Source organism: Sphaerisporangium aureirubrum, from assembly GCF_042658925.1.
Taxonomy (GTDB): domain Bacteria; phylum Actinomycetota; class Actinomycetes; order Streptosporangiales; family Streptosporangiaceae; genus Sphaerisporangium; species Sphaerisporangium aureirubrum.
Window position 1 is genome coordinate 59,258 of the sequence record NZ_JBHSRF010000049.1, and the last position, 6,626, is coordinate 65,883.

Sequence of the window (6,626 nt, forward strand, 5' to 3'; positions counted from 1 at the left end):
CATCTTCGGCGGGCTTACCGCGTTGAGGCGGCCGCCCACGCCGTGAAAGCGTGAAACCCCGACGAAGGGACGGACCAGATGGAGTCGTTCGCCGGCAAGCTGGCCGTCGTCACCGGAGGCGGCACGGGCATGGGCCGTGAACTGGTGATCCGGCTGGCCGCGGAGGGCTGCTCGGTCGCCACCTGCGACATCAACGAGGACGCCCTCGCCACCACCGCCGAGCACGCCGCCAAGGCCGCCCCCGGCGGCGTCCGCGTCACCACGCACCTCTGCGACGTCGCCGACGAGGCCCAGGTCGCCGCGTTCCGCGACGAGGTCACCGCGGCCCACGCCACCGCGCACGTCAACCTGCTCTTCAACAACGCCGGCGTGGGGGGCGGCGGCAGCTTCGTCACCGGCTCCCGCAAGGAGTGGGATCGCACCTTCGCCATCTGCTGGGGCGGCGTCTACAACTGCACCCGCGCGTTCGTCCCGCTCCTCATCGCCGCCGACGAGGCGGTCCTCGTCAACACCAGCAGCGTCAACGGCTTCTGGGCCTCCCTGGGCCCCGGCCTCCCCCACACCGCCTACAGCACCGCCAAGTTCGCCGTGAAGGGCTTCTCCGAAGCCCTCCTGGAGGACTTCCGCGTCAACGCCCCCCACGTCCGCGTGGCCCTGGTGATGCCCGGCCACATCGGCACCGACATCGTCATCAACACCCGCGAGATCCACGGCGAGCCGAGCCCCGAGGAGGTGGCCCACCTCCGCACCACCATGATCGCCGCCGGCGCCCTGTCCCCCGGCGCCCCCGACGACGCCGTCCACGCCACCATGCGAACCATCGCCGAGAACTTCCGCGACCAGGCCCCCACGACCCCCGCCGAAGCCGTGACGATCATCCTCAACGGCATCCACACCCGCACCTGGCGCATCCTGGTAGGCGAAGACGCCCACACCCTCGACACCACCGTCCGCGCCGACCCCCTCTCCCTCTACACGGCCGACAGCGCCTCCTTGCTGTCGCTCGCCGGGTCACAGGTATCGCTCGCCGAGGATCCACCGCCCCGCGGGTCCACGGATCCGGACAGCGGAGCCGAACGAGCTGATTGAGCGCCTCCCCCCGGGGTCACGCCCGCGCGAGCTGCGTGTCCAGGCAGGCGCGGAACTCCCTGACCTGGACAGTGGTGCCGTACGGGTCCAGGCGGGCGGCGAAGGCGCGGAGGCGGTCGGTGGCGCGGGTGGAGGTCAGAGACGTGGTGAGGGGGACGGCGGCGCGGGCCGAGTTGACGGCTTGTTCGACCTCGCCCATGGCGAGGTAGGCGTTGGCGGCGTTCAGTCGGTTGAGTTGGGCTGAGCGGGGGCGTTTGGCGGCGAGGGCGTGGACGGCCTGTTCGGCGCAGGTGGCGGCGCGTTTGTGTTCGCCTAGGAGGTTCCAGGACATTCCCATGCGGGCGATCAGTTCGGGCTCGTCGTGCCACTCGGCCCAGGAGGGGTCTCGGTCCGTGCCGCCCTGGGCGAACAGGCGTTCCGCTTCGGCGAGTTGGCGGTGTATCCGCTTGGCGGTGTGCTTGTCGGCCGACTCACCCGGGCGCGCCTGCATGGCAGACGCCCACGCTTCCTCCACCAGGAACATCGCGGTGACACGAGGGGACGCCTGCGCGTGGTGGGCCGTGTCGACGGCGGCGCGGGTCAGCCACACCGCCTGCGCGGACTGCTTGAGGTGCAGTGCTTGATGGCTCATATGCTCCAGCACCCAGAGGCCCATGAAAGGGTCGCCGCCGTTCTTCGCCAGCTTCAACGCCTGGCCGTAATACTGCTGAGCTTGCCCGTGGTGGTTGAGATCGAAGGCCGTCCAGCCGGCCATCGCCGTCATGCCAGCGGCAGAGGACATCAGTGCCGCGCCGACCTTGTCGGTGTAGCGGCCTCGGAGCAACGGGCCGACGGTGGTGTTGAGGTAGTCGACCACCGCCGGTCGGACCAGCCCTGCGCCGTGGTCCTTGTCCATGCGCCCGAAAGCCTGCCGGGCCTCGTCGACGCGCCGGACGTCCGCCATTCCCACGACCGGACCCGATCCCTCCCGCGCCGTGGAGTCGGCCGAAGCGCCGTAGCTCCAGGCCGACAGCCAGGTGCCGAGGGCCGAGGGGACGAATGGCAGGGTCGCGAGAACTTGTCGGCGTTCGGGGTCCACGTCGCACCTCCAGAGGCGTCCGGCGGCCTCGACGGTAGCCGGGAGCGACAGGTCGTTACAGTCCGGGAGCAGCCAGGCTTGGGTGTCGACGGGGGTACCTCCGTCGATCCAGCGCTCGACCTCGGACGAAGGGACGCCGAAGACCTCGGCCATCCTCGCGCGGTACACGGGGCGGATCTCCTGCCTGCCGCGTTCCCAGCGGCCCCAGGTGGTCGGGGAGACCCACAGGGCCGTCGCCATCTCGTCCTGGCTGAGGCCCAGGCGTTTGCGTGCCTTCGCCAGTTCCGGACGTCCTTTGCCCGCCTTGCCCACGGCTACCTCCGAACGATGCGTCACGACTCGATCACCCATTGTCGTCATGGGCGGGAGCGGGGTGGACGGGGCTGTGGAAACGACGGGGAAACGACCGCTGGGAAGGGTCAGGCGGCGATTCGCTTCCAGGCCTTCATGCCGTCGGTCCACCACCAGTGGCGCAGGGAGGCGGTGCCGGTGGTGCGGAAGTCCTTGCCGGAGGCGTCGATCTTGAGGGTGGCCTCGCGGCCGGACTGGGACCAGGTGAGCAGGAGGTGCCAGGAGCAGTCGCAGCGGCGGGTGGCGGCGCGGACGAGGAAGATCTCCGGGTCGCTCTCCGAGATCTTGTAGGGGAAGTCGACGGCGGGGGTCTTGATCTCGTTCCCGTCCGCGTCGTGATCCGTGCCGGGGACCGGGACGGCGGTCACGGGGGTTCGGTCCAGGTTGGCGGTGAACCTTCTCGTCTCCAGGACTCCGCCGCACTGGCCGGTGTGGTACTCGGCCCCGGTGCGGATCGGGGGCCTGCGTGCGGTCACGACGACCTTCAGGTCGTGCAGGACGACGGCCTTGGCGGAATCGCCCTGCAGGCGGATCTCCAGTGTGGACTAGTTCCCGTCGACCGCGCCGAGTTCCTTCCACCATTCGTCGGGCGGGGCGTCCTCGGCGGGGCCGTCCGGGAAAGGCATGTCGCGCGGGGCGCGGGCGACCACGTAATTCTGGCCGCACGCCTCGTCTCGGAATTCACCCGCGTGGTCACGGAGAACGGCGTCGCGGGCTCGCCCACCAGCGCCACTCCGCCCTGGAGCGCGTCGACGGCGACCGTGCCGAGCACCGTGGCCAGGACGGCGGAGAGGATGCCGGCCAGCCAGGCGCGATGAGCTTTGAGCAGTTCGGGCAGGGTGCGCCGTCGGTCCCTGGAACGTCCACTGCCAGTCGCCATGCAATCTCCGTATATATGAGCGGAAGTGCCCGCGCCAGATTAGAAGAAGCGGCAGGGGGCGGCCGATGGTTCCGGCACAGGGGGATTTACGGCCGGGTTGTCGGCCGATAATCCTCCTCTAAAACCATGCGTGACCGTATTTATCGTGTTTCCGGCGGCGCGCTCAATGATCGGAGAACGGCCGGTCCGGCGGGGGTGCCTGATCGTGGACGTGGTCAGAGGGCACAGGCCGGCGAGTGGTCGCGACGATCGGGGACGACCGGGGGAAGACCTTTGCCTTTGGCCGTGCATGGCGTGTGCTGGGTGGGCAGTGTCATGAAGAGCTCATCCAGCGGTCATCGGCAGCGAGGAGCATCCACGTGTGGCCCCCACCTCGTCGTCCCGCGGACGCCCCGCGCGTCCCGGGCGGACGCCCAGTCGTCCCGATGGTCCCCCGGCAGCGAACCGCGGAGGGTTCTGTGGACGTCGGCATGCTGGTGACGGCGCCTTCCCCCGAAGCGGTCGTGTCACGGGCCCGGACGCTGGTGCGTGAGGTGCTCCAGGATCAGGGGATCCCCGGCGACGAGGTGGCCGACGCCGAGCTGGTGGTGGCGGAGCTCGCCGTCAACGCCGTGCGGCACGGGCGCCCGCCGTACGAGGTGCGTATCTTCGAGGTGGCCGCGGTGCCCGTGTGGTGCGAGGTCGTGGACGGCGACCCCGACCTGTGTTGGATCCCCGCCCTGCTGGACCGCGCACAGGACCTGTCGGTGCCCGATCTGTTCGCCGAGAGCGGCCGCGGGCTGCTGCTGGTCCGCGCCCTCTCCGACGGCTACTGCCGCGCGTACCGGACCACGACCTTCACCACCGGCTCCCCCGCCAAGACCGTCGCCTTCGCCCTGCCCACGCCCTCGGCCACGCGCCTGACCTATCCGCCGCTGCTGCACCTCGCCCGCGGCCGGGCCCACCTGCTGCCCTGATCCCCCGGCCTATGGTGCGGGCGGCGGGGGCGCCGGTCGGCGGGGAGGACGGCGCCGCGTACATCGGGATGCTGGCGTGGACGGTGGCCCGGCGGGCGGTGGCGTGATCGCCCAGGCCGGGGCGGAGGTGGGTGCCGTCGCCTGCGGGACGCTCCGCTGAAGGGTGGAATGCGGGCTGGACCAGGGGTTTTTCCGCTGGTTCAATACGTATCGCCGTCCGGGTGTGGAGCCGGGGCGGCCGGGGCGCGGTGACCGTTTTGTCGTTCGCGTTCCGGTGGGGTCCTACTGCCATCGGTCGGGAAGGCGTGTGCCTTGGTGCTGTTGGGGCGGGATGAGGAGTGCGGGGTGCTCGACGGGCTGGTGGACGCCGCCCGTGCGGGGTTGAGCGGGGTGCTGGTGCTCCGCGGGGACGCGGGGATCGGGAAGACGACACTGCTGGAGCATGTGGCGTCGTCGGCGGCCGGGGTGCGGGTTTTGCGGGTGGCGGGGGTGGAGGCCGAGGCGGGCTTTCCGTTCGCGGCGCTGCACCGGCTGCTGGTGCCGTTGCTGAAGGAGCCCAATCGGCTGTCCGAGGCGCAGCGCGGCGCGCTGCTGGTCGCGTGCGGGGTGGCCGAAGGGCCGCCCGCGCAGCGGTTTCCCGTGGGGCTGGCGGCGCTTGGCCTGCTGGCCGAGGTGGCGGAGCGGTCGCCGCTGCTGTGCTGTGTGGACGACGCGCAGTGGCTGGACGGGGAGTCGGCCGACGTGCTGGCGTTCGTGGCGCGGCGGCTGCACGCGGAGGGGATCGGGCTGCTGTTCGCGGTGCGGAACGGCTGCGCGGGGTTCACGGCGCTGGACGGGCTGCCGGTGGCGGAGATCGGGGGGCTTGCCGGCGGGGACGCGGCCGAGGTGCTGCGGTCGGTGGTGGACGGGGCGCTGGACACGCGGGTGGCGGCGCGCATCGTGGCCGCCACCGGGGGGAATCCGCTGGCGCTGATCGACCTCGGGCGGGAGTTGACCGCCGACCAGCTCAGTGGGGGTGCTTCGCTGCCTGAGCCGCTGCCTGTCGGGGGGCGGCTGGAGGCTCACTACCTGCGGCAGGTTCGGACGTTGCCCGCTTCGACGCAGACGTGGTTGTTGCTCGCGGCGGCCGAGCCGTCCGGGGACATCGGGTATGTCACCCGGGCCGCCGCGTTGCTCGGGATCACACCTGAGGTCAGCGGGCCCGCCGAGAGTGAGCGTCTTGTGGTGTTGCGGGCCGGGGTGGTGTTCCGGCATCCGCTGGTGCGGTCCGCCGTTTACGGCGGGGCCACCAGTGTGGAGCGGCGGCGGGCGCATGAGGTGCTGGCGGCGGCCACCACGCGGGGGGATGACGCCGATCGGCGGTCGTGGCATCTGGCGGCGGCGTCCGTCGGGGCGGACGACGGTGTCGCGGGCGAGCTGGAGCGGTGTGCGGATCGGGCGGGGCGGCGGGGTGGGTACGCTGCGCGGGCGGCGTTCCTGGCTCGGGCCGCCGAGCTCACGCCTGAGGGGCCGGGGCGCAACGCCCGCCTGCTGGCCGCTGCCGAGGCGGCCTTCGCCGCCGGGGCTCCGCTCCAGGCGCAGGCGTTGCTCGCGTCCCTCGACGAGGGCCTGCTCGACCATGTCGGCCGGGGACGGTCCCTCCTGGTGCGCGCCGGGGCCCAGCTCGCTCTCGGCGTTCCCGGCGCCTTCGCCGACGCGCCGGCTTTGCGCCTGGCCGCCGCGTCCGCCTTCGCCGAAGGCGCGCCCGAACTCGCCCGTGATGCCCTTCTGGACGCCGCCGAGAGCGCGATCACCGCCGAACATTTGATGCGCGACCTGACCCCGTCCGACATCGCCCGGCTCATCACGACCGTACTGCCCCCACCCACTCTCGAAGTCACCCGGATTCCGTTACCCGCTCGATCTGCCACCCACGGCACAGCCACCGCCGGATCCGCCGTACCGGGCGGGCCTGCCGCCCCCGCCGTACCGGCGGGACCTGCCGCACCCACTGAACCCATCGCACCCGGCGTTCCGGGCGGATCCACGGCACCCGCCATTGGTCTCAGCCGGATTCCGTTACCCGCTCGAACTACCACTCACGGCACAGCCACCACCGGATCCGCCGTACCGGGCGGGCCCGGTGCGCCCGCCGTACCCGGTGCGCCCGCCGTACCCGGTGCGCCCGCCGTACCCGGTGCGTCCGCTGGACCCGGTGCGCCGGGTGGGGTGGGTGGGGATGTGGCGGAGTTGGTTTTGCGGGGGTTTGAGGGGTTGGTGGGGAGGGGGTATG

General features: G+C 71.8%; 5 protein-coding genes. 3 read left to right on the forward strand and 2 right to left on the reverse strand.

Going from position 1 to position 6,626, the window contains the following annotated elements:
- Positions 1 to 78 precede the first annotated feature (78 nt).
- Positions 79 to 1,089, forward strand: coding sequence for an SDR family NAD(P)-dependent oxidoreductase (locus ACFP1K_RS26945; RefSeq protein ID WP_380758285.1), 1,011 nt, complete (start codon positions 79 to 81; stop codon positions 1,087 to 1,089).
- A gap of 16 nt (positions 1,090 to 1,105) precedes the next feature.
- Here ACFP1K_RS26945 and ACFP1K_RS26950 read toward each other — a convergent pair whose 3' ends face one another.
- Entirely contained in the window at positions 1,106 to 2,503 is a 1,398-nt protein-coding gene (locus ACFP1K_RS26950; RefSeq protein ID WP_380758287.1) for a helix-turn-helix domain-containing protein, read from the reverse strand.
- An 83-nt stretch (positions 2,504 to 2,586) separates the two neighbouring features.
- Positions 2,587 to 2,994: a hypothetical protein gene (locus tag ACFP1K_RS26955; RefSeq protein WP_380758289.1), complete on the reverse strand. Its 408-nt coding sequence runs from the start codon at positions 2,992 to 2,994 to the stop codon at positions 2,587 to 2,589.
- 862 nt (positions 2,995 to 3,856) lie between these two features.
- Between ACFP1K_RS26955 and ACFP1K_RS26960 the strand changes: the two genes are divergently transcribed.
- Together ACFP1K_RS26960 and ACFP1K_RS26965 are read left to right on the forward strand one after the other, a co-directional pair.
- Positions 3,857 to 4,354: an ATP-binding protein gene (locus ACFP1K_RS26960; protein ID WP_380758291.1), complete on the forward strand. Its 498-nt coding sequence runs from the start codon at positions 3,857 to 3,859 to the stop codon at positions 4,352 to 4,354.
- A gap of 345 nt (positions 4,355 to 4,699) precedes the next feature.
- A partial coding sequence (locus ACFP1K_RS26965; RefSeq protein ID WP_380758293.1) for an AAA family ATPase occupies positions 4,700 to 6,626 on the forward strand: 1,927 nt, incomplete at its 3' end.